The sequence below is a fragment of the Microbacterium sp. CIAB417 genome, from assembly GCF_022788845.1.
Map to the genome: position 1 here is coordinate 1,106,902 of NZ_JAHZUT010000002.1, position 25,989 is coordinate 1,132,890.

Sequence of the window (25,989 nt, forward strand, 5' to 3'; positions counted from 1 at the left end):
ACACCGCGTCGCTATCGTGAACCGACCAGTTCACTCGACGTCAGGAGCGTCCATGGCCGACTCGGCCCTCCGCGATCTCGCCGCCCTGCCCAAGGGGCATCTCCACGTCCACCTCGAGGCGGCCATGAGGCCCGCGACGCTCGCCGAGCTGGCCGCGGAGATGTCGGTCGAGATCCCACCGGTGTCCGGATTCTCCGGGTTCACCGCGTTCGCCGACATGTACCAGGGGCTGCTCGCGGTCCTGGCGCATCCGCAGAACCTCGTGCGGTTGATCGACGAGGCCGTGGCGGATGCGGCATCCGACGGCGCGGTGTACGTCGAGTTCGGCGTGAGTCCCCAGTTCTATCTCGCCGCCTTCGGGACCCTGGAGGCGGCCCTGGACGCCCATCTCGACGCCGTTCGCATCGCCGGCGAACGGCACGGTGTCGAGGTGGGCCTCATGGTCACGGTCGATCGCACCGAGCCCCTCGCCGAAGCCATCGCCCTCGCGGAGGCGGCAGCGGCCCGCGCGGGTCGTGGCGTCGTCTCCCTCGGGCTCGCGAACGAGGAGCGCGGGTATCCCGCCGCCGACTTCGCCCCCGCGTTCGACATCGCCCGCGCCGCGGGCCTGCAATCCGCGCCGCACGCGGGCGAGCTGGTGGGTCCCGAATCGGTCTGGCAGGCCATCGACGACCTGGGTGCTGCGCGGGTGCTCCACGGCGTGCGGGCGATCGAGGATCCGACGCTCGTGGCGGAGCTGGCGCGGCGGGGGATCTGTCTCGACACCTGCCCCACCTCCAATCTGCTGCTGGACGTCGTCGACGACCTCGCCCGTCACCCGCTCCCGCAGCTGCTGGATGCGGGCGTGCGGTGCTCCATCAATGCGGACGACCCGATCCTGTTCGGTCCCGGCATCCTCGACGAGTACGTCGTCGCGCGCGAGCAGATCGGCCTGACGGACCGCCAGCTCGCCGCATGCGCGTGGAGCTCCATCGAAACGACGCTCGCCGGGGACGCGCTCAAGGCGCGCGCGAAGGCCGACATCGAGGCATGGCTGGGGGAGGCGCTGTGACGAACCTTCACTTCGGCGTCTTCGAGGTCTACGCGCCGCAGGTCGGCGGCACCTACAGCTGGGCGCACCCGCTCTGCGACGCTGCGGACTACCTCGATCCGGAGCGCTGGGTGCGCATGGCGAAGATCATGGACCGTACCGGGTACGACTTCCTCTTCTTCGCCGACGGCTTCGGCTATCCGATGCAGAACGGCGACATCAGTGCGGCGTGCCTGTCCGCGGCGATCAACTTCTCCGGGCTCGATCCGTCGACCATCATCCCGATCCTCGCCCGCGAGACGGAAAAGCTGGGCTTCGTCGTGACGGCGACGACGGGGATGGATCATCCCCTCCCACTGTCGCGCCGGTTCAGCACCCTCGACCACCTCACGCGCGGTCGCATCGGCTGGAACGTCGTGACGGGTGCCTCGCAGAACGCCGTCGCGGAGCTCTTCGGGCACCCGGAGATGGTCGCGCACGACACGAGGTACGAGATGGCGGAGGAGTATGTGTCCCTCGCTCGCAGCTACTGGGAGCAGTCGTGGGACGACGACGCGCTGGTGGCGGATGCGGACTCCGGCGTCTACATCGACCCGTCCCGCATCCATCGCACCCAGTTCGAGGGGGCGCACTACCGTTCGCGCGGATACTTCGGCGCCCCTCCGTCGCCGCAGCGCACGCCGGTGATCTTCCAGGCGGGCACCTCCCCGAAGGGTCGGGCGCTCGCGGCCGCACATGCCGAGGGAGTGTTCGTGCAGGCCACGACGCCAGAGCACACGGCGGCGGCCGTCGCCGACATCCGCCGCCGTGCCGCCGACGCGGGGCGCGATCCCGACGAGATCCGCATCATGGCAGGGCTCACGGCGATCGTCGACGAGACGCAGGAGGGCGCCGAGCAGCTCTGGCGCGAGTTCCACGGCATGCAGTCGGACGAAGTCGTGGCCGCCCTCTACGCCGGGAACACCGGCATCGATCTGCTGAAGCTCGATCCGGACAAGACCCTCGCGGAGGTCGTGGCCGCCGGTGGCGTGGTCGGTCAGATGGGCACGAGCAACATCGAGCGTTTCCTCGGCCGCGACGGTTCACCGGCACCGACCGTGCGCCAGATCCTCGACGACCTGCGCGGCAAGGGCACGCGCGGCTTCCGCATCGTGGGGGACGCGGAGCACGTCGCCGACCGGGTCGCGGAGCTGGCCGACCAGACCGGTCTCGACGGGTTCCTCTTCGAGCCGGTCTTCGGAACCCGCGACGTCGAAGCGTTCGGGGAGCTGGTGCTTCCGCGCCTTCGCGAGCGAGGCCGGCTGGCTGCGCCTGCCGGTCCGACGCTGCGCGAACGGATGCGGGAGCGCCCCGGAGCTCGGCTGGAGCGAGCCGGAAAAGACTCAGCGCCCGGTGCCGCGGCGATGCCTGCGTGACTCCCGAGCGCTGAGTTGTTCTGATGTCAGGATCCACCCGTCGTCGGATGCTGTCAAGAGGGTCGGCCGCGCCTCGCGGGCGGCGGCGACGTGCTTGGATGGAGGCATGACTGACAACCGCACGAAGCCCGAGTTCGACGCTCCCGCAGGGCCCGCTCCCACCGAGCTCGTCATCCGCGACATCATCGTCGGAGACGGCGACGAGGCGAAGCCGGGCGACAACGTCACGGTGCACTACGCCGGCGTCGAGTACGAATCCGGCGAAGAGTTCGACTCCTCCTGGGGACGTGGCGAGAGCATCCAGTTCCCGCTGCGAGGCCTCATCCAGGGCTGGCAGGACGGCATCCCGGGCATGAAGGTCGGCGGTCGCCGCGAGCTCGTGATCCCGCCGCACCTGGCGTACGGCCCCGCAGGTGGCCACTTCCTCGGCGGCAAGACGCTCATCTTCATCATCGACCTGTTGAAGGTCGGCTGACACGATCTCTCGAAGGGCCCCGGGCATCCGGGGCCCTTCGTCGTGGTCCACCGGAAGTTCTTAAGACTCTCGTCAGAATTTTGCATTCAGGGGAATACGTTCCCCGAGGATGCGGTTGACTGGACTCGACGCCGCGAAACGCGCGGCCCTGGTTTTGGAGCGAACATGACCGACACGAACGCAATCGAGATCCCCGGATACAAGGCCGGCACCTGGACGCTGGACGCCTCGCACAGCGAGGTCACCTTCGCGGTGCGCCACATGATGATCTCGAAGGTGCGCGGCACCTTCGGTGTGAAGAGCGCCACGATCATCGCCCCGGAGAACCCGCTCGAGGCCAAGGTCGAGGCCACGGTGGACGTCGCCTCCATCGACACCAAGGACGAGGGTCGCGACGGTCACCTGCGTTCGGCCGACTTCTTCGACGTCGAGAACTACCCCACGATGACCTTCGTCTCGACGGGTGTGCGTTACGAGAAGGGCGACTTCCTCGTGGACGGCGACCTCACCATCAAGGACGTGACGAAGCCCGTCACGTTCGAGCTCGAGTTCGGCGGCTTCGGCACCGACCCGTGGGGCAACTACAAGGCCGGCGCGACGGCCAAGACGGTCATCAACCGTGAGGAGTTCGGCCTCACCTGGAACGCCGCGCTCGAGACCGGCGGCGTGCTCGTCGGCAAGGACGTCACGATCGAGCTCGACCTGCAGGGCACGGTCGCAGCCTGATCGCACACGAAGGGGACGGATGCGGCCGCATCCGTCCCCTTCGTCATGTCCGCGCGCGGCGCCGCAGGCGGTCCTGCGCGAGGAGGATGCCCAGGAAGACGACGAGGGCGCCCGCGGGTTCGTTCCACGACACCGTCTCGCCGAGCACGACGGCGCCCAGCACGACGCCCACGACGGGCGTGATGTACGTGACGGTGGACGCGCGGGTGGGGCCCCAGGCGCGGAGGACGTTCTGGTTCCAGATGTAGGCGACGCCGGTGCCGAGGCAGCCGAGGAGCACGAGGCAGACGATGATCGCCGCATCCAGCCGCACGGGCGTGAGAGCGATGAACGGCGTCAGCACGAGCATGATCACCGCGGCGATTCCGATGTTCAGGAACGAGAAGACCAGCGGGCTCATGCCGCTGTCGGACGTGAAGCGTCGCATGTAGGCGAGGCTGAAGCCGTAGCAGGCGGTGGCGCCGAGGATGGCGAACTGGGCGATGAGGCTCTGATCGGGGGCGAGTCCCTGCCAGGGCGCGATGATCACCATCACCCCGAGGATGCCGATGAGGATTCCCGCGATCTGGATGATGCGCAGCTTCTCGACGCGAAACAGGGCCCAGGCCATCACCGCGGTCATGATCGGGGTGGTCGCGTTGTAGATGCTCGCAAGGCCCGAGGTGACGTGCTGCTGGGCCCACGAGAACAGCAGGAACGGCACGACGCAGAACGAGAGTGCGAGCACGAGCATGTGCATCCACACCACGAGTCGCCGGGGGAGCACCTCCCTGCGAACGGCCACGAAGATCCCCAGCGTCACCGCCCCGAGCACGAGCCGCGACCACGCGACCTGGGCGGGGGAGAGCCCGCCGAGTGCGACCTTCATGAACAGGAAGCTGGAGCCCCAGATGATGCCGGTCAGGACGAACTGCACGGCGATGACCGCCTGGCGGGGCGGGGCGGCGTGGCGCACGACGGGAAGCACTCACCGACTCTAGTGACGGACACCGACACTCCAACCTCCTGGCGGATGCGATGTCCGAAAGGCGCCGCACAACGGCAGCGAGCCGCAGCTCAGGGCACCGGATGGAGTGCGTCGTACGCGCGGAAGCCCGGGCTCAGACGCACGAGCACGCCGACGAGCGCGATGATGACGATGCCGCCCAGCAGCGGGGGGAACCACAGCGCCGTCAGGGTTGCGAGACTCCCGGCGTAGAGCGCGCCGATGCGCGGGCCTCCCGCCACGACCACGACGAAGATGCCCTGCAGGCGGCCGCGCATCGTGTCGGGCACCGCCGACTGCATCATGGTCGAGCGGAAGATCGCGCTCACGTTGTCGGCCGCGCCCGAGACGGCGAGCACCACGCAGGCGCCCGCGACCAGGACGACGTTCACGTCGCCGCCCGCGAACCACCCGAGGGCCGCTGCGACCAGCACGAGTCCGAACACGGCGATCGCACCGCCGTAGACCTGGATCGCGCGCTCGATGCCGAGCCCATGGCGTCGCACCCGGCCGATCGGGCCCGAGAACAGACTCGACAGGAATGCGCCCGCGGCGACCGCAGCGGTGAGGATGCCGGTCGTCACCGGCCCGCCGCCGAGCAGTACGGCGCCGATGCCGGGGAACAGGGCGAGCGGCTGCCCGAACGTCATCGCGATGATGTCCAGCAGGTACTGCATCCGGATGTTGCGCGCGCGGCGCAGGAACGCCCAGCCGTCCCGGAGGGAATCGAGGCCGGGGCGGACGATCTCGCCCTCCGGGCGGAGCTTCGGCAGGGTCCACAGGCCCAGGAACAGCGAGGTCATGAGCACGACGTCGATCGAGTAGGTCCAGGCATAGCCTGCGGTCGCGACCAGGACGCCCGCGAGTGCGGGGCCGGCCATCACCATGATCCCGACGGTCACGCCGTTGAGGGCGGCTGCCGCCGGCAGCAGTTCGCGGGGCAACAGCCGCGGCGTGATGGCCGACTTGGTGGCCATCACGACGGAGTTGGCGGCGGAGTTGACGATGCTCAGTGCATACAGCCACCACACGGTCTCGTCGCCGGACCAGGCGAGAGCCGCCAGCAGGGCTGTGGAGGCGAAGGTGATGCAGGCGGCGACGAGGGCGACCAGGCGCCGATCGAACGCGTCGGCGAGCATCCCGCCGTAGAGCCCGGCGAGCACCATCGGGACCAGGCCCGCAACCGCGACCATGGCCACGGCGAAGTCGGAGCCGGTGAGGGCATAGACGTGCAGCATGACGGCGACGATCGTCAGCTGCCCGCCGAGGCCCGCGAGCGTGGAGCCGATCCACATCCGCGCATACGGCGCGCTGGTGGTGAGCGGGCGCACGTCAATCAGATGACGCGCGAGCCGCATCCGCCTCACTCGGCGACCTCGATGCGCTTGATGCGAGCGGCGTGCCCCGTGCGGATCGTGACGTCCTGGCGCCGGACGCCGAGGTGCGCCGCGAGGGCCGCGATCACCCCGGAGTTCGCGGCGCCGTCGACCGCGCGCTCACGCACGTGCACGGTGAGAGTGCCGTCCGCATCCGCCTCGACGAGGGGTCCGCGGCGGCTGCCGGGCTTGACGCGGACGGTGAACTGCACGGGTGCGAGCGTACCGTCGCCGGGCGCGGTTGGGGTCGGCGCCGAACGCTGGTAGACTTTCGAGGTTGCCGTTCGATCGGCCGCGGATAAAGAGAGCCCCCGGATCAGCCGGAGGGCGCCGCGCAACGAGGAGAGAGGGGATCCCATCTATGGCACTCGAGAACGACGTCAAGAAGGCGATCATCGAAGAGTACGCGACGCACCCCGGTGACACCGGATCCCCCGAGGTGCAGGTCGCGATGCTGACGCAGCGCATCAAGGACCTCACCGAGCACCTCAAGGAGCACAAGCACGACCACCACTCGCGTCGTGGTCTGTTCCTCATGGTCGGTCAGCGTCGTCGCCTGCTGGGTTACCTGCAGGACATCGACATCAACCGCTACCGTTCGCTCATCGAGCGTCTCGGTCTGCGCCGCTGATCTCAGCGCGATCGCGTATATCGCTTTCTTCGAAGGCCGCCCCACGGTGTGGGGCGGCCTTCGCTTTTGTATGCCCGCCGCATCAAAGAACCGCGAGACTGCATCTTCTACACGAGATCACTGTGTTTACCCGTGATCTCGTGAGGGAAATGCAGTCTCGCGGTCAAGTGGGGGATGCGGGCATCCCGAGGAGGGGGGTCAGGCGCGGGCGGTCAGGAGGTCCGCGTGGTGGATCGCCGCCACATCCGGGTGCGCGCGCAGCCGCGACTTCAGAGCGTTCTCGCCGTAGCGGGCGTAGATCGGGTTCGTGGGGTCCTCGGTCACACCCCGCGAACGTGCCGCGAGCTCCGGCGGGAGCTGGATGAGGGGCAGCTGGGCGTCGAGCGCCGGGTTGAAGAAGAAGGGCACCGAGATGCGGTCTTCGGGGTAGCGGGGCGAGACGACCCGGTGGTTGGTGGCGATCAGATACCCCTGCGTCGCGTACTCGAGCAGCTCGCCGATGTTGACGACGAACGCGCCGTCGACCGGGGGAGCGTCCACCCAGCCGCCGTCGCGCTCGACCTGGAGCCCGCCCTTGCCCGGCTCCACCCACAGCAGGGTCAGGACACCGGAATCCTTGTGCGCGCCGACGCCCTGCTGCGGCTCGGGCTCACGGCTGCCGGGGTAGCGCACGATCTTGATAAGCGTGCCCGGATCCGCGAAGTAGGGGTCGAAGAAGTCCTCCGCGGCTCCCAGCGCGAGCGCCCACTGGCGCAGCAGCGTGATCGCGACCTCGCTCAACCGGTCGTGCCACTCCTGCACGACCTCTCGCAGCTCCGGAAGTGCCTCGGGCCAGAGGTTGGGGCCGGTGAGGCGGTTGAAGTCGGGAGCGTCCGGGTCGGTCACGGCCTCGCGCTCGGGGCCGATGTCGATCTGCTCGCGCCAATCGACCTGTCCCTGCGTGCGCTCGCCGCCGATGCGCGTGTAGCCGCGGAAATGGGGGCTGTTGACGTTCTCGATCGCCAGCTTGTCGGCCTCGGGCAACGCGAAGAAGTCTCGCGCGACCTTCTCAAGGCGCAGCGCCAGCTCATCGACGCCGGTGCCGGTGAGGTAGAAGAAGCCCACCTCATGGGTGGCGCGACGCAGGTCGTCGCGGAAGGCCGCGGCCGCATCCGGGCCGCCGGACAGGCGGGAGAAGTCGAGGACGGGAAGGGATGGCGTGCTCATGCACCGAAGGTACGTCCCGGCGTCGCGCCGCGGAGAAATGTTGCTGAGCGTTACCGCACGGCGTGGAATTTGCCTCCGGTCGTAACAGGAGTAATCTCGCTCCGGGCTTAGGTAAGCCTTACCAGAAAGAAGGATGCCGCGGTGCTGTCGAGTCTGCTGATCGGTCTGCGCGAAGGCCTCGAGGCCGCCATCGTCGTCGGCATCCTCGCCGCGTATCTCTCCCGGCTCGGACGGCGCGATGTGCTGCCGCGGCTGTGGATGGGCGTGGGACTGGCCGTTCTCCTCTCGCTCGTGGTGGGCGCGGTCCTCACGTTCGGCGCCTACGAGCTCACCTTCCAGGCCCAGGAGATCCTCGGTGGCGGCCTCTCGCTCGTCGCCGTCGCGCTGGTCACGTGGATGATCTTCTGGATGCAGCGGGCCGGCCGCGGGCTCAAGCGGGCGCTCGAGGGCGACATCGACCGTGCCCTCGCCACCGGGGCGCTGTGGGGCATCGTCGTCATCGGCTTCATCTCCGTCGCTCGCGAAGGACTCGAGACGACCCTGCTGCTGTGGTCGATGGTGCAGTCCTTCGGTAATGCGCCCGCCGCACTCGGCGGCGCTGTCCTCGGCCTCGCGCTGGCGGTCGTGCTCGGCGCGCTCATCTCGCGCGGCATGATCCGCCTCGACCTGAGGGTGTTCTTCACCTGGACCGGCGCCCTGCTCATCATTGTCGCCGCCGGCGTTCTCGCCTACGGCGTGCACGACCTGCAGGAGGCGGGCGTGCTGCCGGGGCCGTTCTCCGACGCTGCCACGATCGACGCGGTCACCGGAGTCGTGGGCGTGGGCCTCGCCGGATTCCCGTTCGGCTGGGCCTTCGACGTGTCGACGATCATCGCCCCCGGCGGTCCCGTCGCCGTGCTGCTGCAGGCCACGGTCGGGTTCATGCCGCAGATGACGTGGCTGCAGGTCATCGCGTGGGTCGTCTACATCGCCGTCGTCGGCGCCCTCTTCTTCCGCGGTGCGCGTTCGCACCCGCGGTCTCACCGAGCGCAAGAAGCCGTCGCTCCCGCACATCAAGGAACCTCATGACAGCTCCTCGTCTGATCGGCGGCGCCGCGGCGCTCGTCCTCACCTCGCTCGTGCTCGCCGGATGCGTCGCCAAGGCCGACGTGGCCGCATCCGACGTCCTCGCCGTGACGGCGAGCGACTCCGTGTGCGATCTGCCCACGGCGACGGCGACCAGCGGCACCCTGGCCTTCGACGTCACCAACACGGGCTCGCAGGTCAGCGAGTTCTACCTGCTCGCCGAAGACGGCCTGCGCATCGTCGGCGAGGTCGAGAACATCGCTCCCGGGGCCTCGCGGACGCTCACGGTCGTCGCACAGCCCGGCAACTACTTCACGCTGTGCAAGCCCGGCATGGTCGGCGAGGGTGTCGGACGGGCCGGCTTCACCGTCACCGGCGACACGGTCGCAGCCTCCGGTGACGACGCCGAGCAGAAGCAGCAGGCCGTCTCGCTGTACGCGGCGTTCGTGAAGGACCAGGTCGAGCAGCTGGTCCCCGCCGTCGACGCCTTCACCGCCGCCTACACCGCCGGTGACGATGAGACCGCCCGCACGTCCTTCCCGCAGGTGCGTTCCTTCTACGAGCGGATCGAACCGGTCGCCGAGTCCCTGGGCGATCTCGACCCCAAGATCGACTACCGCGAGGTGGATGCGGTCGCCGAGGGCCTGGATTGGACCGGGTTCCACCGCATCGAGAAGGACCTCTGGGTCCCCGCGCAGGATGCGCTCAACGCCGACGGCGTGACCCCCGCCTGGCAGGACTGGACACCCTCCACGCCCGAGCAGCGTGCGGAGCACGCCGATCAGCTCGTCGCGGATGTGGCGCAGCTCAACGACTACGTCCACTCCGACGAGTTCGTGAGCGCGCTGGACGCGCAGGGCATCGCAGGCATCTCGAACGGTGCCATCGCACTTCTCGACGAGGTCGCGAACGGCAAGATCTCCGGCGAGGAGGACTGGTGGAGCGGCACCGACCTCTACGACTTCGCCGCCAACGTCGAGGGGTCCAAGATGGCCTACTCGCTCGTGCGCGACTTCGCTGAGAGCAAGGGTGCGGACGGCAAGAAGCTCGTGACGGCCATCGACAAGGGCTACGCCGATCTCGAGGCGCAGCTGGCGACGTACGGCAGCGCCGACACGTCGTTCGCCGCGTACTCGACGCTGACCGAGGCCGACAAGCGCACGCTGACCGATCTGATCAACGCGCTCGCCGAGCCGCTGTCGCGTCTGACGGTGACCGTCCTCTCGTGAACGAACAGCCCTCCGCCGCCCAGCCGCCGGAGCCCGCCGCCGCGCCGTCCGGGCTCAGTCGGCGGGGTCTGCTGGGTCTGCTGGGCGCCGGTGCCGCCGGCCTCGCCATCGGCGGGGCCGGCGGTGCCGCGGTCGCCACGGCGGTCGCGGGCGCCGCATCCGCCGCGGATGCGGATGGTGTCCACGCGTTCTTCGGCGATCACCAGGCGGGCATCACCACCGAGGTGCAGGATCACCTGCACTTCGCCGCCTTCGACCTCGACGACGATCTGACGCGCGACGACCTCGTCTCGCTCCTCCAGGACTGGTCGTATGCCGCATCGCGCATGACGCAGGGGCTCGACGTCAGCGCCTCGGGCGCGGTGGGCGGCTCACCCCAGGCCCCGCCGGACGACACCGGCGAGGCGCTAGGTCTGCCCGCGAGCTCGCTGACGATCACGTTCGGGTTCGGGCCCGGGCTCTTCGAGCGCGACGGCGTCGACCGCTTCGGGATCGCCGATCGTCGGCCCGACCTGCTGAAGCCGCTGCCTCGCTTCGTCGGCGACGACCTGGACCCGCTGAACTCGGACGGCGACCTCTGCATCCAGGCCTGCGCCGACGACCCGCAGGTGGCCGTGCACGCGATCCGCAACCTCAGCCGCATCGCGTTCGGCCGCGCCCGCATCCGCTGGGCGCAGCTCGGCTTCGGCCGTACGTCCAAGACGAGCGCCGCGCAGACGACGCCTCGCAACCTCTTCGGCTTCAAAGACGGTACGGCCAACATCCTCGCGACCGACACGGCGGCGCTCGCCGACCACGTGTGGGTCGCAGATGAAGGCCCCGCCTGGCTCGCCGGCGGCAGCTATCTCGTCGCCCGCCGCATCCGTCAGACGATCGAGACCTGGGACCGGTTGCGGCTCATGGAGCAGGAGCGCACGATCGGGCGTGACAAGCGCGAGGGTGCTCCGCTGTCGGGTGGACAGGAGTTCACCGAGCCGGACTTCTCGGCGAAGGATGCGTCGGGCGCGCCCCGCATCGACCGTGCCTCCCACGTCAGCCTCGCCCACCCCGACAACAACGGCGGAATCCGCATCCTGCGTCGCGGCTACAACTTCGTCGACGGCAACGACGGCCGGGGTGCGCTGGAGGCGGGGCTCTTCTTCCTCTCCTACCAGCGCTCGCCCGAGCAGTTCATCACGCTGCAGAAGGCGCTCGCGCGCGACCTGCTCACGGAGTACCTGCGCCACGTCGGATCGGGCATCTGGGCGGTGCCGGGCGGCATCCGAGAGGGCTCGTTCGTGGGAGCCGACCTCTTCGCCTGAGCGGGGTCAGCGGCGTTCGGGAGCGCGGCGCGATCCGGTCGGGTCGCTGCGGTGTCCTTCGCGACTCGCGAGGGTGCGGTCGGCGAACAGCCACGACCAGCGCGGCTCGACGAGGGGGCGGAACACACGGCGTACGGGCGCCGTCGCAAGTCCCAGCGCGATGAGCACGGATGCGGCGCAAACGACCGGCAGCCAGAACCACGTCGGGTCGAGCCCGCGCAGGACGCCGGACTCCCGGAACGGGTAGAGCACGAAGGAATGCAGCAGGTACACGTACATCGTGTACTGCCCGAATGAGGTCCACCACGCTGCCCGCCGGGGCACGAGTGCGAGGAAGGCGGCGGTCAGCAGCAGGGCGATCGCCATGAGCGCGAGTCGGATGCCGCCGGCCCACCACTGCTCGCCGCCGAGATCCGAGTAGGCGTCCTCGTAGAACAGCCACGTGCGCAGATCGATCGCCCGCCAGAGGTCGATGAAGATCCACGCGACCGCGCCGGCAGCGACCAGCACCGCGGCAGCGGCGACGCGGCTCCACCAGGGGCGGGCCAGCAGCGAGAAGCGCTCGACGATGTCGTGCTCGCGCAGCCACCAGCCGAGGGTGAAGAAGAACAAGAGCCCCATTGTGCGCGACAGCGACAGCGTCGAGTCGATGTTCGGCAGGTAGCCCACACCGATCGAGACCACCAGCGCCCACAGCAGCGGCCAGCGCAGGAGCGCGAGATAGGGCAGCACGACGCGGAAGATCCCGAGCGCGAGCAGGAACCACAGCGTCCACGAGGGCTGGGTGGGATTCGGGTTGGCGGCGCCCTCGACGAGGAACTTGGTGATCGTCCAGAGGGTCTCGAAGATGAGATACGGCAGCAGGATGTCGGTGACGACGCGGGCCATCTGACGCTTGCCCGGCACGCCCGCCTTCGAGAAGTAGCCCGAGATGACCGCGAAGGCCGGCATGTGGAAGGCGTAGACCACGAGGTAGAGCGCGAGTGCCGCATCCGAGTCGTAGATGAGGCGTTGCGTGGCGTGTCCGAGCACGACCAGAACGATCGACGCGAGGCGCGCGTTGTCCCAGAACGGCACCCGGCGCTTCGGGCGCGCGGGCGCGGGGGTCGGCGGAAGGCTCATCGCGTGCGACCCTACCGGTGCGCGTGCCCCGCGTGTCGCCGGGCCGCGGAGGCAGTAGGGTGTGGCCACCGGTGAGGGGGTGGCGATGGCCGTGCGCGAGGACGCTGCCTGGCAGGACCGATCCATCGGCGACGTGGACTGGCATCTGTTCCCGTCGGACGCCGTACGCGATGCCGTCGCGGCGCCGTCGGGGGCGTTGGCCCGTGTGTCGCTCGGCCCGGCGGACGGACCCCGGGTTCTGCTCGTTCCCGGGGTGACCGGCTCGAAGGAGGACTTCGTGCTGGTCATGCCGCTGCTCGCCGCCGCCGGCTACCGCGTCGAATCCTACGATCTGGCGGGTCAGTACGAGTCGGCGGACGCGGGCCCCGAGAACCTCGAACCGCCCCGGCGGCACTACGACTACCCGCTGTTCGTGGACGACATGATCGCGGTGCTTCAGACCGGATCCGCCCCGGTGCACGTGCTCGGCTACAGCTTCGCCGGCCTCGTCGCGCAATTGGCGCTCGTGGCCCGGCCCGACCTCTTTGCGAGCCTCGCGCTCGTCACCTGTCCGCCGGCGACGGGGCAGGTCTTCCGGGGCGTGAAGCGCATCGGACGCCTGTCGGATGCGGCGGGTCCGCGCGCGGGCGCCGGTCTCATGCTCTGGGGCATCCGTAACAACCTCAACCGCGTGCCGCCGGGTCGCCTGCGCTTCGTCCGCGAGCGATTCGCGCTGACCCGCCGCTCGAGCGTGACGGACATCGTGGGCCTGATGATGACGATGCCGGATATGACGGCCGCCGTGGCCGGTCTCGATCTCCCCAAGCTCGTCGCCACGGGCACGCACGATCTCTGGCCCGAGTCCGAGTACCGCGCGTACGCGGCGCGGATCGGGGCGCACGCCGTCGTGTACGACACCGGCCATTCGCCGAGCGAAACGGTGCCCCACCAACTGAGCAGGGATCTGCGTCATCTGTACGAATCGGCATCCGATCGCCGGGAATAACCTCGACCCCGACGCGTTATAGGGGATATATTCAATCGCATAGAAACGGATGCGGGCACGCACCCGGGAAGCGGAAGAGGAATCGTGAGCGAGAACACCACCTGGCCGGGAATGCAGTTCGGCATCTTCACGGTCTCGGACATCACCCAGGACCCGGTGTCGGGTCACACCCCGAGCGAAGCGGAGCGCATTCGCAACACCATCACGATCGCCAAGCACGCCGAAGAGGTGGGGCTGGACGTCTTCGCCCTCGGCGAGCACCACAACCCGCCCTTCTGGTCGTCGTCGCCCACCACGACGCTCGCCGCGATCGCCGCGCAGACCGAGCGACTGCTCGTGTCGACCGCCACGACGCTCATCACCACGAACGACCCGGTGAAGATCGCCGAGGACTTCGCGATGCTGCAGCACGTCTCCAACGGCCGCACCGACATCATGCTCGGACGAGGCAACACCGGCCCCGTATACCCCTGGTTCGGCAAGGACATCCGCCAGGGCCTGCCCATCGCGCTGGAGAACTACGCGCTGCTGCACAAGCTGTGGCGTGAGGACGTCGTGGACTGGGAGGGCAAGTTCCGCACCCCCCTGCAGGGCTTCACCGCCACGCCGCGCCCCCTCGACGGCGTGCCCCCCTTCGTGTGGCACGGCTCGATCCGCACGCCCGAGATCGCAGAGCAGGCCGCTTACTACGGTGACGGCTTCTTCGCGAACAACATCTTCTGGCCGGCCGAGCACTACCAGCGACTGATCGCGCTGTACCGCCAGCGTTACGCGCACTACGGACACGGCACGCCCGAGCAGGCGATCGTGGGTCTGGGCGGACAGGTGTTCATGCGCGCCAACTCGCAGGACGCCGTCAACGAGTTCCGTCCCTACTTCGACAACGCCCCGGTCTACGGACACGGCCCGTCGATGGAGGACTTCACGCAGATGACGCCCCTCACCGTCGGCTCGCCTCAGCAGGTCATCGACCGCTACGCCGGTATGCGCGACCTTTTCGGCGACTACCAGCGCCAGATGTTCCTCATGGACCACGCGGGGCTCCCCCTGAAGATCGTGCTCGAGCAGCTCGACATCCTGGGCGGCGAGGTGGTGCCGGTGCTGCGCAAGGAGCTCGCGAAGAACCGTCCGGCCGACGTGCCGGACGCGCCCACCCACGAGAACCTCGTGCGCAAGATGTACGGCGACGCCGAGCCCCGCCAGGCCACCCCGCGCGCCAACCGCGGCGACAACCTGACCTCGGGTTCGCCGTACCAGGACACCCCGCAGCCGGTCGGTGCCGCCTTCGGCGCCGCTGCCACCCGGAGCGCCTGATGAGCACCCGTCGTATCGCCGTCATCTCGGCAGGTCTGTCCAACCCGTCGTCGACCCGGATGCTGGCCGACCGCCTGCTCGCCGCCACCGCGCGCGAGCTGGCGGAGCGCGACATCGAGATCACCGCCGACGTGTTCGAGCTGCGCGACTTCGCGCACGACATCACGAACAACCTGCTCACCGGATTCGCGCCCACGGCCCTGGAGACGATGATCAACACCGTGGTGTCGGCCGACGCGCTCATCGTCGTCACGCCGATCTTCTCCACCAGCTACTCCGGACTGTTCAAGTCATTCATCGACGTGCTCGACCCCGACGCGCTGCGCGGCAAGCCGGTGCTCATCGGCGCGAACGCGGGAACCGCCCGCCACTCGCTCGCGATCGACTACGCGATCCGACCGCTGTTCGCCTACCTGCACGCGGATGCCGTCTCCACCGGCGTCTTCGCCGCCTCCGCCGACTGGGGCGGCAGCGGCGACCAGGTCGCGACGCTCTCGAGCCGTGTGGACAAGGGCGCGCGCGAGCTGGCTGAGGCCATCGCCCGTCGCAGCCCCGTCGTCGACGCCGATCCGTTCGATCCCGCGAACTACCTCGGGGAGGGCCGGTCGTTCGGTCACCTGCTGGGAGGCCTCGCGGGAGAGTGAGCTCTCCGTGCGGAGTGAGGGCGCCGCGTCACCGCGGCGCCCTCACTCGTTTCGCGGCGACCGCATCCAGGGCGAAGCCCAGGCCCAGCGCGAGCACGATCGAGACGATCACCGCCACCACGGGGCCGCCGGGGACGATGGCACCGACCGCGGCTCCGATCAGGCTCTGGTAGACGGCCCAGCCGAGCGCCGCGAGCGCGCAGGCACCCAGGAACCGCGTGGGCCTCACCCGTGTGGCCCCCGCCGTGACGGTGACAGCGACCCGCGCGAAGGGGATGAAGCGTGCGGTGAACACCACCGTCGCGGCGCTGCGGTGCAGGCGGCCCCGCGCCCAGGAGAAGGCCGCCGCGACGCGAGGATGGCGCATCCAGCGCCAGCGATCGATCCCGACCGTGCGTCCGATCAGGTATCCGGCTGCGTCGCCCGCGAACGCGGCGGCAGCGGCGACGGCCACGACCGCGACGATCGGCGGATGCCCGGTCGACACCGCTAGAGCGCCCATCGCGGTCACCGCGACCTCGCCCGGGATCACGACGAGGAGGGCGTCGGCGAACACCAGCAGGGCCATGAGCGGCAGCGCCCACGGACTCGATGCGAGATCGGTCAGAAAAGGCTCCGCCACCCGTGAAGCATCGCAGCGGCGGGTGAACGGCGACCCAACGGGGCACGTCCGGTGACGAGCCGTGGTGCATCCGGTGAACTCTCGTCGATCCGCCCGGGTTCGCGCCGTGCGGACCCCGCGCCGGGAGCACCCTGGTCTCGTGAGAGTCGCGCTGATCGCCGAGTCCTACCTTCCGCACATGAACGGGGTGACCGGCTCCGTCCTGCAGGTGCTCCGGCACCTCGCCGCCGACGGTCACGAGACGCTCGTGATCGCCCCCCGCTCGACCGAGTCCGTCGACGCGGTCGCCGCTTCCCGCACCGAACTGCTCGCCTCGCTCCCGCTGCCGTCGTATCCGCAGGTGCGGGTCGTCTTCGCGCGCGTGGCGCGCATCGCGGCGATCCTCCGCGAGTTCCGCCCCGACGTCGTCCATCTCGCTTCGCCCTTCGTGCTGGGGTGGCAGGGCGTGAACGCCGCCGAGTCGCTGCACGCCGCATCCGTCGCGATCTACCAGACCGACGTCGTCGCCTACGCCGAGCGCTACCGGATGCCGCAGGCCGCGGTCCTCGCCGCCGGCCACGTCGCACGTCTCCACCGCCGGGCGACTCTCACCCTCGCGCCCTCCACCTCGTCGGTGGCGCAGCTGGAGCGGCTGGGCGTGGATCGCCTGCGGATGTGGGCGCGCGGCGTGGACGGCGAACGATTCCGACCGGATCGTCGCAGCGAGCAGTTCCGTCGGAGCGTGGCACCCGGTGCACGCATCATCGGCTACGTCGGGCGTCTCGCCCCGGAGAAGCAGGTGGAGGATCTCGCCGTGCTGGCCGGCGTCGAAGGTGCGCGGCTGGTGATCGTCGGAGACGGTCCGTCCCGGCCGCAGCTCGAGCGACAGCTGCCCGGCGCGGTGTTCCTCGGGCACCTCGCGGGCGACGAGCTCGCCGAGGCGATGGCATCGTTCGACGTCTTCGTGCACCCCGGCGAGAGCGAGACCTTCGGTCAGACGATCCAGGAGGCTCACGCGAGCGGCGTCCCGGTCGTCGCCACGGGCACGGGCGGACCCGTGGACCTCGTGCGCTCGAGCATCGACGGCTGGCTCTATCGCCCCGGCGACCTCGGCGATCTGCGCGCTCGCGTGGGCGACCTCCTGGGCGACGAGGCGAAGCGTCAGGCGTTCTCGCTGGCCGCGCGCGAGGCCGTCGCCGAGCGCACGTGGGCATCGCTGTACGGCCAGCTGCTCGGGCACTACGGCGAAGCGCGGGAGCTGCGCCGTATCGACGACCGTCTGCTGGCTCGCGGCGACACACGTCCCGCCATGCCGGCGCTGCTTCCCGCGCCGCGGCGATGGGCGCGGTTCGTCGCCCTCGGCGACTCGCTCACCGAGGGCCTGTGCGACACCTCGCGCGCGCCCCACGGGCAGTACCGCGGCTGGGCCGACCGCCTCGCGCCGCTGCTCGCGCAGCAGCACCGCGGCCGCGAACCCTTCCGCTACGCCAATCTCGCGGTCCGCTCGCGCCGCGTGCGCGATCTCATGACGACGCAGATCCCGCGGGCGCTCGAGCTTCGCCCGGATCTCGTGTCGATCCTCATGGGGGCGAACGATCTCGTCGGCCACGGTGCGGACCCGCGTGCTCTCGCCGCCGACCTGGAGCAGGGAGTGGTGGCGCTGCGGGAGGCGGGATGCGACGTTCTGCTGGTCACGCCGTTCCTGCCGCACCGTCGCGCCGCGGGACTCTTCGCCCGCCGCTTCGCCCAGTACGCCTCCGAGTTGCGCCGCATCGCAGGTGCGCACGGATGCATGCTCCTCGATCTGGAGGCCCTGCCCGAGATCGGTGCACTGGAGATGTGGGCCGACGACAAGGTGCACCTGCGCTCGCGCGGCCACCGATTCCTCGCGTATCGCGCGGCCGAGGTGCTGGGAATCCCGGATGCCGAGGCGCTGGGCGATCTGGATGCCGCCCTCCACGACGACGAGCCCTCGGCGGGCGGCTGGCTGCGCCGTGACGCGCTGCCGTGGCTGTGGCGTCGGATGCGGGGGCGCACCGCCGGTGACGGCCTGGATGCGAAGCACTCCGACTACGTCGAGATGCCGGGGGCCCGGCGCTCGCGCCGTGCTCCGTCGTCGGCCTGAGCGCGGGGTGTCAGTACCAGCCGGTGGCCTGCGAGTGGCCCCATGCTCCGCAGGGGGAGCCGTAGCGGCTCGAGATGTACGAGAGACCCCAGTTGATCTGCGTTGCGGCGTTCGTGCGCCAGTCGGCGCCGGCGCTCGCCATCTTGTCGCCCGGCAGTGACTGCGGAATCCCGTAGGCGCCGCTGGAGGGGTTGAGCGCGTCGGCGCGCCAGCCCGACTCCCGGTTCCAGAGCAACACGAGACACTCGAACTGGTCCTGCCCCCAGCCGTAGGCGCCGATCGCCCCGCGCGCGTACTCCCGCGCACCGGCCGGATCGACCACGACGCCGCCTCCGGACCCGGAAGAGGGAACGGAGGGGGCCGGGGGAGCGGGTGAGCCGGAGGAAGGGGAGGTGGGCGCGGGATTGGCCGGTTGCGCCGCGACCTGGCTCGCCAAGCGGTACCGGCGCTCCACCTCGGCGGTCGTCCCCTTGAGCGTCGCCAGCTGCGCATAGAGCGTGCTCGCCTGCGCGGTGAGCTCGACGACGGCCGCGGACTCCGCATCCGCGGCGGACTGCGCGTCGTCCGCCGCGCGCTCGGCCTCGGTGGCGGCGTCTTCGCGGGCGGTGCGTGCGAGCGTGGCTTGATCGTTGAGTGTCGCGAGGACGTTCGCCGCCCCCTGCGCTCGCGCCGCGCGGCCGGCCCACGCCGTGCTCACGGTGTCGAGCAGGCCGAGACGCTCGAGCAGGTCGTCGGGATCGGCCGCGGTCAGTAGGCGGGCGACGAGAGGGCCGTCGGACTGGAGGCGATACATGGAGGACGCGAGCGCTCCGGTGCGCGCACGCTGCGCCTCGGCCTCCGCCTGTGCGGCGACCACCTGCGCATCGAGTGCTGCGGAGCGCTGCGCGGCGTCGTCCGCGCGTCGGCGGGCGTCCTCTGCGATGCGTGCCGCATCCAGCGCCGCTGTGGCGGCGGTGGCACTGCGCCCTTGGGCGGCGTCGAGCTCGGCGTCGATGCGCGCGACCAGCTCGGCGGCGGCCGCCTGGTCGTTGCGCGCGTTCTGCACGTCGTCCCAGGACGGCGTGTCGGCCGCGCGAGCGGGTGTGGCCGACCCCACGAGCAGGACGAGGATCGCAGCGGCGACAGCGAGAGTCCTCGGGCGCGGCGCCCGAGAACGTGGCGCGCGCTCGAGAATCATGCGGACACGCTATTGCGTCACAGGCGTCACACCAACCCCACCGGTCACATCGACCAGCGGTACTCGCTCTCGGGTCGACCGGGGCGGCCGTGGCGTGCACGGCGCTCGGCGGCGCCGATCTCGACCAGATGTTCGAGGTAGCGACGGGCCGACACGCGGGACAGCCCCAGCAGGCGCGCCGTCTCGGCGGCGGAGAGCGCCTGGTTCTCGCGCACGGCGCGGCCCACCGCATCCAGCGTGTCGGGCGAGATGCCCTTCGGCGTGACCGGGATGGGAGCCGTGCGGCCCGCCCCGAGCAGCGCGTCGATCTCCGCCTGCGTCGCCGATCCGCGTGGTGTGCGCAGCTCGCGTGCCTGTGCATACTGCTCGAGCCGCTCCCGGAACACGCCGAAGGTGAAGGGCTTCACGAGGTACTGCACGACGCCGAGGCTCGCGGTCGCCCGCACGGTGTCGGCGTCTCTCACGCTGGTCACCGCGATCACGTCCACCGTGCTGCCGGCGGCGCGGATGCGGCGCAGCACATCCAGCCCGCTCGCGTCCGGCATGGTCATATCCAGCAGCACGAGGTCGACGGCGGGTCTCGGCGCCGGCCCGATGAGAGCGCGTACGGCGGCGGCTGCCCCGGCGCACAGTCCGCTCACCTCGAAGCCGTCCAGGCGCCCGACGTACTGTCCGTGCAGCTCGAGGGTCAGCGCGTCGTCGTCGACGACCAGGACCTGGATCATCCCCGTCCCTTCAGCACGACCACGAACCGGCTGGGATCGGTGTCGTCGATGCGGATGCTGCCGCCTGCCGCCGTCACGATGTCGCGCACGAGTGCGAGGCCGACACCGCGACCCTCCGCCCCCGCGGGTTTCGTGCTGAAGCCCATCTCGAACACCCTCTCGCGCATCTCGGTCGGCACTCCGGCGCCCGAATCCGTCACCGTGAGGAGGAGGTCCCGCCCGGAGCGCGTCATCGCGAAGTCGACCGTGCGCGGCGCGGGAGCGGCGGCTGCCGCATCCACGGCGTTGTCGAGCAGATTACCCACCACCGTGACGGCGTCGACCGCGGAGAGCACGGACCGGGGTGCATCGGGCGCGATCTGCGTGCGCAGCAGCACTCCGCGTTCGGCCGCCTGCGACACCTTGCCGAGCACGAGGGCGCCCACGGTGGCGTCGCCGTCGGTGCGTGCCGTGACCTGGTCGACGAGCTGCTGCGATGCGTGGGCGGAGTCGGTCAGCAGGGCGATCGCCTCGTCGCGCCGGTCCATCTCGAGAAGAGCGACAGCGGTGTGGATGCGGTTGCCGTGCTCGTGCGTCTGCGCGCGGAGCGCTTCACCCAGTGTGCGCATCGACTCGGCGCTCGAGAGCGTGTCGCGGATTTCGGATGCGGCCAGATCGCCCGTCACGCGCCGCGCCTGCCCGCGCGCGAGCACCGCGCCGGCCAGACCTGCAGCGAGCACGATGAGCGCGACCGCGAGGGCGAACGGGAGCCGGGCGGCGATCCCGTCGCCGATGCTGCCCAGGGTCACCCCCGCCGACACCCAGCCGACGACCTCGTCGCCCTCTGCGACGGGGGCGATGGTGCGCACGGACGGGCCCAGAGTCCCTGAGCGTTCCTCGGTCAGCGACTCGGGCGAGGCCGGGATGGTGCCGATGTAGCGCTCGCCGATCCGCGCAGGGTCGCGGTGGGTGAAGCGCACGCCGTCGGGCGACATGATCGTCACGAAGTCGAGGTCGCTGGCGGCCATGACCGATTCGGCGAACGGCTGGAGGACGGCCGAGGGATCGGCGGAGGTGATGCCGCCGCGAACGAAGGGGTCCTCGGCGAGGGTGCGCGCGACGATCTGCGTCACGCGCTCGGCCTCCGCCCGCTCTGCGCGCTGTGCGTCGAGTACGAGCACCGCGCTGAGCACAGCCGCCACCGCGATCGCCGCGGCGGCGATCAGCAGGAACAGCCGCGTGGCAGCGCTCGTCGGGAACTTCGTCGGTCTCACCGCATCCTCCGTGATCAATACGACCACAACTCGACCCGGTCCGTCAGCGGCGCGAAGGTACGAGCGTGGCCACGATGAGGCGGCCCGATCGAGAAGGAGACGATGATGGCTCTGCGACTTCCCCGCACGACGACGGTGACCCTGCCGCGGCTGACCGGCCGCCCCGGTCGCAAGAAATGGGACAAGCACACCTGGCTGTACGTCTCGGTGATCATCGCCGTGGTCGCCGGCGCCGTGGTGGGGTTGGCCTTCCCCGAGTTCGCGGTCGGCCTGAAGCCGCTCGGCACCGCGTTCGTGTCCCTGATCACGATGATGATCGCGCCCATCATCTTCTGCACGATCGTGGTGGGGGTGGGATCCATCGCCAAGGCGGCGACCGTCGGCAAGATCGGCGGTCTCGCGCTGGTCTACTTCCTCGGCATGTCGACCTTCGCGTTGGCGATCGGCCTCGTGGTCGGCAACATCATCCACCCCGGCGAGGGCCTGGACATGTCCGGCTCCACCTATCAGGCGACGGGTGAGGCGACTTCGACGGTGGACTTCTTGCTGCACATCGTCCCGGAGTCGTTCTTCGCGGCGTTCACCGGCGGCAGCGTGCTGCAGGTGCTGTTCATCGCGCTGCTCGTCGGCTTCGCCCTGCAGGGCCTGGGGGAGAAGGGCAAGCCGATCATGACGGCGGTCACCTACCTGCAGACGCTCGTGTTCCGCATCCTCGGCATGATCCTCTGGCTCGCGCCCGTCGGTGCGTTCGGTGCCATCGCCGCTGTCGTCGGCTCGACCGGCGTCGCGGCGATCCTGGGGCTCGGCCTTCTGATGGTCGCCTTCTACATCACCTGCTTCGTGTTCATCGCGGGTGTCCTGGGCTCGCTGCTCTACGCGGTCGCCCGGGTGAACATCTTCTCGCTCATGAAGTACCTGGGCCGCGAGTATCTGCTGATCGTCGGCACGTCCTCGTCGGAGTCCGCGCTGCCGCGACTCATCGCGAAGATGGAGCACCTGGGTGTCTCCAAGCCCGTCGTGGGCATCACCGTTCCGACCGGCTACTCGTTCAACCTGGACGGCACGGCGATCTACCTCACGATGGCGTCGCTGTTCATCGCGACCGGCATGGGCGCGCCCATGTCGATCCCCGAGCAGATCGGTCTGCTTGTGTTCATGATCATCGCCTCGAAGGGGGCCGCCGGCGTCACCGGCGCGGGACTCGCGACCCTCGCGGCGGGCCTGCAGACCTACCGTCCCGACCTCGTCGGAGGGGTGGGCGTCATCGTCGGCATCGACCGCTTCATGTCCGAGGGGCGCGCGGTCACGAACTTCACCGGCAACGCCGTGGCGACCGTGCTGATCGGCACGTGGACCCGGCAGATCGACAAGGCGCGGGTGCGCGAGGTGCTCTCCGGCGCCCGGCCCTTCGACGAGTCCACGCTGACCGGCGGACACGGCGCGGATGCGGGGGAGAAGGCGCCCGCCGCGGAGCGGGAGGATGCGGCCGCGACGGCGCTGGCGACCACCGCTCGCTGAGTCACAGAAGAGGGCCCCGGTGCGCGATGCGTGCCGGGGCCCTCTTCGTCGCGTCTCAGCCCTCGATGCCCTGCTCGAACCCGTCGAAGCGCATCTCGCGCTCGAGCTGCGCCTGCAGCTGCGCCTCTTCGCGCGGGTCGGGGGATTCGGGTGCACCGTCGAGGAGGCCGTCCTCGACCAGCTGCTCCTCGCCGGTGGCAGCGGGCTCGGTGCCCGACTCGGCGTCGCGGTCGGAGGCGGGGGTGGCGTCGTGGGTCATGGCCTGTCCTCTCGTCGGTTCCGCTGTCGCGGGTGGTGCGTCCCACGATAGGCGGCGCCGAACGGCGTGAGAACGGGTTGCACTGGTAAGCTGAGGCGGATCGCTTTCTGCGATCGCCCAACTCCATACGAGTTCACGGAGCAGGCCGGCGGGAAGCTGGTCCCCTGTGGTGGGTTCCTCGTCGTGTGTCGCACGCCGGGTGGTCTTCTACTGGTGGCCAGCGCAGGCTCTCTGCAGTCATGCCGCGCGCCCATAACCGCAGCCCTGCTCCTTCGCATGTCCGCTCGTCGCCCACACGGGGTGGCGAGCCTAAACAAAGAAGGAGGGACCTCTTGGAAGGTCCGGAAATCACCGCCGCCGAAGCCGTTCTCGACAACGGCCGATTCGGCACCCGCACTGTCCGGTTCGAGACCGGGCGACTGGCGCAGCAGGCACAGGGTGCCGTTGCCGCCTACCTCGACGAGGAGACGATGCTCCTCTCGGCGACGAGCGCCGGGAAGCACCCTCGTGAGGGCTTCGACTTCTTCCCGCTGACCGTCGACGTCGAGGAGCGCTCGTACGCCGCCGGCAAGATCCCCGGCTCGTTCTTCCGTCGTGAGGGCCGCCCCTCGACCGAGGCGATCCTGGTGTGCCGTCTGATCGACCGTCCGCTGCGCCCGTCGTTCGTCGACGGCCTCCGCAACGAGGTGCAGATCGTCGTCACCGTCCTGAGCATCGCTCCGGGCGAGTTCTACGACGCGCTGGCCATCAACGCCGCATCCCTGTCGACGCAGATCTCGGGTCTGCCGTTCTCCGGTCCGATCGCCGGTGTGCGCCTCGCGCTCATCCCGGGTCACGGCGAGCACGCCGACCAGTGGATCGCCTTCCCCAAGGCCGAGCAGCTGCAAGAGGCCGTGTTCGACCTGATCGTGGCCGGTCGTGTCCTGGAGGACGGCGAAGTCGCGATCATGATGGTCGAGGCCGAGGCCACCGAGCACAGCTGGGACCTCATCAAGGCCGGCGCCACCAAGCCCAGCGAGGAGATCGTCGCGCAGGGTCTCGAGGCCGCCAAGCCCTTCATCAAGGAGCTCGTCGCGGCGCAGAACGTCGTGGCGAACACCGCCGCGAAGGAGATCCAGCCCTACCCGGTCTTCCCGCCCTACAGCCAGGAGACGTACGACTTCGTCGCCGAGCGCGCCTACGACAAGCTCGTCCCGATCTACCAGATCGCCGACAAGCAGGAGCGTCAGAACGCGGATGACGCGGTGAAGGATGCCGTCAAGGCAGAGCTCGTCGCCGCCGTCGAGGCCGAGCAGCTGCCCGCCGCGGCGACGCTCGAGTTCTCCGCCGCGTACAAGTCGGTCACGAAGAAGATCGTGCGCGGCCGCATCCTCGCAGAGGGTGTGCGTATCGACGGACGCGGTCTGGCCGACATCCGTGCGCTCGACGCCGAGGTGCAGGTCATCCCGCGCGTGCACGGTTCGGCGATCTTCCAGCGCGGTGAGACCCAGATCCTGGGCGTCACCACGCTGAACATGCTCAAGATGGAGCAGCAGATCGACTCGCTGAGCCCCACGACGAGCAAGCGCTACATGCACCACTACAACTTCCCGCCCTACTCGACCGGTGAGACCGGCCGTGTGGGCAGCCCGAAGCGTCGCGAGATCGGTCACGGCTTCCTGGCCGAGCGCGCCCTCGTTCCGGTGCTGCCCAGCCGTGAGGAGTTCCCCTACGCGATCCGTCAGGTCTCCGAGGCTCTCGGCTCCAACGGCTCGACGTCCATGGGCTCGGTGTGCGCCTCGACGCTCTCGCTGCTCAACGCCGGTGTGCCGCTGCGCGCCCCGGTCGCGGGTATCGCGATGGGTCTCGTGTCCGACGAGGTCGACGGCCAGACGCGCTACGCCGCGCTGACCGACATCCTCGGTGCCGAGGACGCGCTGGGCGACATGGACTTCAAGGTCGCCGGTACCAGCGAGTTCGTCACGGCGATCCAGCTCGACACGAAGCTCGACGGCATCCCGTCGTCGGTGCTCGCCGCAGCTCTCACCCAGGCGAAGGACGCGCGTCTGACGATCCTCAACGTGCTCAACGCGGCGATCGACGCTCCCGACGAGATGGCGCCCACCGCGCCGCGCGTCATCAGCGTCCAGATCCCGGTCGACAAGATCGGTGAGCTGATCGGCCCGAAGGGCAAGACGATCAACGCGATCCAGGACGAGACCGGCGCGCAGATCTCCATCGAGGAGGACGGCACCGTCTACATCGGCGCGACCGACGGCCCCTCGGCCGAGGCTGCCCGTGCCCAGGTGAACGCGATCGCCAACCCGACCAACCCCGAGGTCGGCGAGCAGTTCCTCGGAACCGTGGTGAAGATCGCGACGTTCGGCGCCTTCATCTCGCTGCTTCCCGGCAAGGACGGCCTGCTGCACGTCAGCGAGGTCCGCAAGCTCGCCGGCGGCAAGCGCGTCGAGAACGTCGACGACGTGCTCAACGTGGGTCAGAAGCTGCTGGTGAAGATCACGAAGATCGACGACCGCGGCAAGCTGTCGCTCGAGCCCGTGCTCGAAGAGGCTGCCGACCAGGAGGGTCGCGACGCGGCCAACCCCGGTCCGGAGGCTCCCGCAGAGGGCTGATCCTTCCCCGCAGTGAGACCCCCGTCGCGGTATCGCGGCGGGGGTCTTCGCCGTTCGCGGGCGAGCCGTGACAAAAGAGTTATGCAATGTTTATCGATCTGTCACCGTGGCGAGAGCCGGTGACCGCGCGCTCACTTACTGTCTAAGTACGCGTCGAGCTACGCGGGAGATCCACGGATTCCGCGTTCCGCGACACGAGTGTGCGGAAGGGGTGC

At 69.8% G+C, this 25,989-nt stretch carries 24 protein-coding genes; 14 read left to right on the forward strand and 10 right to left on the reverse strand.

All coding sequences use genetic code 11. The features are described 5' to 3' along the window. Positions 1-52 precede the first annotated feature (52 nt). The 4 genes from add (at position 53) to KYX17_RS11820 (ending at position 3,646) form a co-directional block, all read left to right on the forward strand. Positions 53-1,051 carry an adenosine deaminase gene (gene add / locus KYX17_RS11805; protein WP_243227168.1) on the forward strand — a complete coding sequence of 333 codons (999 nt, stop codon included), beginning with the start codon at positions 53-55 and terminating at the stop codon, positions 1,049-1,051. Further along, positions 1,048-2,445: an NtaA/DmoA family FMN-dependent monooxygenase gene (locus tag KYX17_RS11810; protein ID WP_243227169.1), complete on the forward strand. Its 1,398-nt coding sequence runs from the start codon at positions 1,048-1,050 to the stop codon at positions 2,443-2,445. The genes add and KYX17_RS11810 overlap by 4 nt, the downstream gene beginning before the upstream one ends. Positions 2,446-2,551: 106 nt before the next feature. Next, complete coding sequence (locus KYX17_RS11815) at positions 2,552-2,920, forward strand: FKBP-type peptidyl-prolyl cis-trans isomerase (protein WP_243227170.1); 369 nt, start codon at positions 2,552-2,554, stop codon at positions 2,918-2,920. A gap of 165 nt (positions 2,921-3,085) precedes the next feature. Continuing rightward, positions 3,086-3,646: a YceI family protein gene (locus KYX17_RS11820; protein ID WP_243227171.1), complete on the forward strand. Its 561-nt coding sequence runs from the start codon at positions 3,086-3,088 to the stop codon at positions 3,644-3,646. Between the two features lie 43 nt (positions 3,647-3,689). On the opposite strand, the gene KYX17_RS11825 is transcribed toward KYX17_RS11820, so the two are convergent. The 3 genes from KYX17_RS11825 to KYX17_RS32285 form a co-directional block, all read right to left on the reverse strand. Further along, positions 3,690-4,613 (reverse strand): DMT family transporter, encoded by a 924-nt coding sequence (locus KYX17_RS11825; RefSeq protein ID WP_308220870.1) that lies wholly within the window; start codon positions 4,611-4,613, stop codon positions 3,690-3,692. Positions 4,614-4,702: 89 nt separating this feature from the next. After that, a complete protein-coding gene (locus tag KYX17_RS11830; RefSeq protein WP_243227172.1) occupies positions 4,703-5,989 on the reverse strand; it encodes an MFS transporter in 1,287 nt (428 codons plus the stop codon). A 5-nt stretch (positions 5,990-5,994) separates the two neighbouring features. Next, positions 5,995-6,219, reverse strand: coding sequence for a DUF167 domain-containing protein (locus tag KYX17_RS32285; protein ID WP_243227173.1), 225 nt, complete (start codon positions 6,217-6,219; stop codon positions 5,995-5,997). 149 nt (positions 6,220-6,368) lie between these two features. Here KYX17_RS32285 and rpsO point away from each other — a divergent pair, with 149 nt between their 5' ends. Further along, positions 6,369-6,638, forward strand: coding sequence for a 30S ribosomal protein S15 (gene rpsO / locus KYX17_RS11840; protein ID WP_137416542.1), 270 nt, complete (start codon positions 6,369-6,371; stop codon positions 6,636-6,638). 198 nt (positions 6,639-6,836) lie between these two features. Here the strand turns inward: rpsO and KYX17_RS11845 are convergent, their stop codons facing one another. Next, a complete protein-coding gene (locus KYX17_RS11845) occupies positions 6,837-7,844 on the reverse strand; it encodes an isopenicillin N synthase family oxygenase (protein WP_243227174.1) in 1,008 nt (335 codons plus the stop codon). A gap of 141 nt (positions 7,845-7,985) precedes the next feature. Between KYX17_RS11845 and efeU the strand changes: the two genes are divergently transcribed. Genes efeU through efeB form a run of 3 tightly spaced genes read left to right on the forward strand, consistent with a single transcriptional unit; the run spans position 7,986 to position 11,439 of the window. After that, a complete protein-coding gene (gene efeU / locus KYX17_RS11850; protein WP_243227175.1) occupies positions 7,986-8,912 on the forward strand; it encodes an iron uptake transporter permease EfeU in 927 nt (308 codons plus the stop codon). Then, positions 8,909-10,138 (forward strand): iron uptake system protein EfeO, encoded by a 1,230-nt coding sequence (gene efeO, locus KYX17_RS11855; RefSeq protein WP_243227176.1) that lies wholly within the window; start codon positions 8,909-8,911, stop codon positions 10,136-10,138. The genes efeU and efeO overlap by 4 nt, the downstream gene beginning before the upstream one ends. Continuing rightward, positions 10,135-11,439 (forward strand): iron uptake transporter deferrochelatase/peroxidase subunit, encoded by a 1,305-nt coding sequence (gene efeB / locus KYX17_RS11860; protein WP_243227177.1) that lies wholly within the window; start codon positions 10,135-10,137, stop codon positions 11,437-11,439. The genes efeO and efeB overlap by 4 nt, the downstream gene beginning before the upstream one ends. Before the next feature lie 6 nt (positions 11,440-11,445). On the opposite strand, the gene KYX17_RS11865 is transcribed toward efeB, so the two are convergent. Beyond that, positions 11,446-12,561 carry an acyltransferase family protein gene (locus KYX17_RS11865; protein WP_243227178.1) on the reverse strand — a complete coding sequence of 372 codons (1,116 nt, stop codon included), beginning with the start codon at positions 12,559-12,561 and terminating at the stop codon, positions 11,446-11,448. Between the two features lie 85 nt (positions 12,562-12,646). Here KYX17_RS11865 and KYX17_RS11870 point away from each other — a divergent pair, with 85 nt between their 5' ends. The 3 genes from KYX17_RS11870 to KYX17_RS11880 all read left to right on the forward strand — a co-directional run bounded on the left by KYX17_RS11870 (position 12,647) and on the right by KYX17_RS11880 (position 15,504). Then, on the forward strand, positions 12,647-13,546 hold the full coding sequence (locus KYX17_RS11870) for an alpha/beta fold hydrolase (protein WP_243227179.1): 900 nt from the start codon (positions 12,647-12,649) through the stop codon (positions 13,544-13,546). Positions 13,547-13,657: 111 nt separating this feature from the next. After that, positions 13,658-14,860 carry an LLM class flavin-dependent oxidoreductase gene (locus tag KYX17_RS11875; protein WP_243227300.1) on the forward strand — a complete coding sequence of 401 codons (1,203 nt, stop codon included), beginning with the start codon at positions 13,658-13,660 and terminating at the stop codon, positions 14,858-14,860. Further along, the gene (locus tag KYX17_RS11880) at positions 14,860-15,504 is read left to right on the forward strand and encodes an FMN reductase (RefSeq protein WP_243227180.1); all 645 of its coding nucleotides are present in this window, start codon (positions 14,860-14,862) and stop codon (positions 15,502-15,504) included. The genes KYX17_RS11875 and KYX17_RS11880 overlap by 1 nt, the downstream gene beginning before the upstream one ends. Before the next feature lie 28 nt (positions 15,505-15,532). Here the strand turns inward: KYX17_RS11880 and KYX17_RS11885 are convergent, their stop codons facing one another. Further along, the gene (locus KYX17_RS11885; protein WP_243227181.1) at positions 15,533-16,126 is read right to left on the reverse strand and encodes a DedA family protein; all 594 of its coding nucleotides are present in this window, start codon (positions 16,124-16,126) and stop codon (positions 15,533-15,535) included. 139 nt (positions 16,127-16,265) lie between these two features. On the opposite strand from KYX17_RS11885, the gene KYX17_RS11890 reads away from it, so the two are divergent. Beyond that, positions 16,266-18,230, forward strand: coding sequence for a GDSL-type esterase/lipase family protein (locus KYX17_RS11890; protein WP_243227182.1), 1,965 nt, complete (start codon positions 16,266-16,268; stop codon positions 18,228-18,230). 10 nt (positions 18,231-18,240) lie between these two features. On the opposite strand, the gene KYX17_RS11895 is transcribed toward KYX17_RS11890, so the two are convergent. The 3 genes from KYX17_RS11895 to KYX17_RS11905 are packed head-to-tail and all read right to left on the reverse strand — an operon-like array spanning position 18,241 to position 21,385. After that, entirely contained in the window at positions 18,241-19,407 is a 1,167-nt protein-coding gene (locus KYX17_RS11895; protein ID WP_243227183.1) for a hypothetical protein, read from the reverse strand. 44 nt (positions 19,408-19,451) lie between these two features. After that, positions 19,452-20,132 carry a response regulator gene (locus KYX17_RS11900; protein ID WP_243227184.1) on the reverse strand — a complete coding sequence of 227 codons (681 nt, stop codon included), beginning with the start codon at positions 20,130-20,132 and terminating at the stop codon, positions 19,452-19,454. After that, positions 20,129-21,385, reverse strand: coding sequence for an ATP-binding protein (locus KYX17_RS11905; protein ID WP_243227185.1), 1,257 nt, complete (start codon positions 21,383-21,385; stop codon positions 20,129-20,131). Before KYX17_RS11905 ends, KYX17_RS11900 begins: the two co-directional genes overlap by 4 nt. 105 nt (positions 21,386-21,490) lie before the next feature. Between KYX17_RS11905 and KYX17_RS11910 the strand changes: the two genes are divergently transcribed. Then, positions 21,491-22,903 (forward strand): cation:dicarboxylate symporter family transporter, encoded by a 1,413-nt coding sequence (locus tag KYX17_RS11910; RefSeq protein WP_243227186.1) that lies wholly within the window; start codon positions 21,491-21,493, stop codon positions 22,901-22,903. A 55-nt stretch (positions 22,904-22,958) separates the two neighbouring features. On the opposite strand, the gene KYX17_RS11915 is transcribed toward KYX17_RS11910, so the two are convergent. Next, positions 22,959-23,162: a hypothetical protein gene (locus KYX17_RS11915; protein ID WP_243227187.1), complete on the reverse strand. Its 204-nt coding sequence runs from the start codon at positions 23,160-23,162 to the stop codon at positions 22,959-22,961. Between the two features lie 332 nt (positions 23,163-23,494). Here KYX17_RS11915 and KYX17_RS11920 point away from each other — a divergent pair, with 332 nt between their 5' ends. Further along, positions 23,495-25,774 carry a polyribonucleotide nucleotidyltransferase gene (locus KYX17_RS11920; protein WP_234073242.1) on the forward strand — a complete coding sequence of 760 codons (2,280 nt, stop codon included), beginning with the start codon at positions 23,495-23,497 and terminating at the stop codon, positions 25,772-25,774. Positions 25,775-25,989: the final 215 nt, after the last annotated feature.

What these genes read in the sequence shown, in the direction of transcription:
- add (WP_243227168.1), top strand. Translation starts at nt 53, where the DNA reads ATGGCCGACTCGGCCCTCCGCGATCTCGCCGCCCTGCCCAAGGGGCAT.
- KYX17_RS11815 (WP_243227170.1), top strand. Translation starts at nt 2,552, where the DNA reads ATGACTGACAACCGCACGAAGCCCGAGTTCGACGCTCCCGCAGGGCCC.
- KYX17_RS11820 (WP_243227171.1), top strand. Translation starts at nt 3,086, where the DNA reads ATGACCGACACGAACGCAATCGAGATCCCCGGATACAAGGCCGGCACC.
- KYX17_RS11830 (WP_243227172.1), bottom strand. Translation starts at nt 5,989, where the DNA reads ATGCGGCTCGCGCGTCATCTGATTGACGTGCGCCCGCTCACCACCAGC.
- rpsO (WP_137416542.1), top strand. Translation starts at nt 6,369, where the DNA reads ATGGCACTCGAGAACGACGTCAAGAAGGCGATCATCGAAGAGTACGCG.
- KYX17_RS11845 (WP_243227174.1), bottom strand. Translation starts at nt 7,844, where the DNA reads ATGAGCACGCCATCCCTTCCCGTCCTCGACTTCTCCCGCCTGTCCGGC.
- efeO (WP_243227176.1), top strand. Translation starts at nt 8,909, where the DNA reads ATGACAGCTCCTCGTCTGATCGGCGGCGCCGCGGCGCTCGTCCTCACC.
- KYX17_RS11865 (WP_243227178.1), bottom strand. Translation starts at nt 12,561, where the DNA reads ATGAGCCTTCCGCCGACCCCCGCGCCCGCGCGCCCGAAGCGCCGGGTG.
- KYX17_RS11870 (WP_243227179.1), top strand. Translation starts at nt 12,647, where the DNA reads ATGGCCGTGCGCGAGGACGCTGCCTGGCAGGACCGATCCATCGGCGAC.
- KYX17_RS11875 (WP_243227300.1), top strand. Translation starts at nt 13,658, where the DNA reads ATGCAGTTCGGCATCTTCACGGTCTCGGACATCACCCAGGACCCGGTG.
- KYX17_RS11880 (WP_243227180.1), top strand. Translation starts at nt 14,860, where the DNA reads ATGAGCACCCGTCGTATCGCCGTCATCTCGGCAGGTCTGTCCAACCCG.
- KYX17_RS11895 (WP_243227183.1), bottom strand. Translation starts at nt 19,407, where the DNA reads ATGATTCTCGAGCGCGCGCCACGTTCTCGGGCGCCGCGCCCGAGGACT.
- KYX17_RS11900 (WP_243227184.1), bottom strand. Translation starts at nt 20,132, where the DNA reads ATGATCCAGGTCCTGGTCGTCGACGACGACGCGCTGACCCTCGAGCTG.
- KYX17_RS11910 (WP_243227186.1), top strand. Translation starts at nt 21,491, where the DNA reads ATGGCTCTGCGACTTCCCCGCACGACGACGGTGACCCTGCCGCGGCTG.
- KYX17_RS11915 (WP_243227187.1), bottom strand. Translation starts at nt 23,162, where the DNA reads ATGACCCACGACGCCACCCCCGCCTCCGACCGCGACGCCGAGTCGGGC.